At 64.6% G+C, this 508-nt stretch carries 1 protein-coding gene; it reads left to right on the top strand.

Features of this window, described 5'->3' with window-relative positions:
• The coding region (locus DM995_RS20280; RefSeq protein ID WP_198669539.1) for a replication initiator protein A at nucleotides 1–508 on the top strand (508 nt) is incomplete at both ends.

The following is a 508-nucleotide window of genomic DNA, read 5'->3' as shown; positions in this document are numbered from 1 at the left end:
CTCCCCAAGCGAACGATCACGGCTCGATCCGTTCGTCGTCGCCACCGGTGACGCCAGCCCGCGCGATCAGCGCGATCTGATGGAGCGGCCCTTCTTCTCGCTGGCCAAAGCCAAACGCACCACGCCGATCCTCTACGAGGCCGGCGACGTCCATGTCGAAGTGTTCGCGGTCCCCGAGCATGGCATGGCGACCATCTGGGACGCCGATATCCTGATCTGGGCCGCAAGCCAGATCGTCGAAGCCGCAAACCTCGGGTTCCAGACCTCACGCTTCCTGCGCTTCACCCCTTATCAGCTCCTGACCGCGATCGGACGTCAGACCGGATCGCGCGATTACCGGCTGCTCAAGGGCGCGTTGGCGCGCCTGCAGTCGACCGTCATCCAAACCACAATCCGCAACGGCGAGCATTGGCGGCGCCAGCAATTCTCCTGGATCAACGAGTGGGGGGAATGCACGACGCGCGACGGCCGTGTGGAGGGCATGGAGTTTGTCCTGCCCGACTGGCTC

Source organism: Blastomonas sp. UPD001 (assembly GCF_003426715.1).
Classification (GTDB): Bacteria; Pseudomonadota; Alphaproteobacteria; order Sphingomonadales; family Sphingomonadaceae; genus Blastomonas.
Note: the sequence above shows the minus strand (reverse complement) of the source record. Positions and strands in the feature narration are given on the sequence as shown.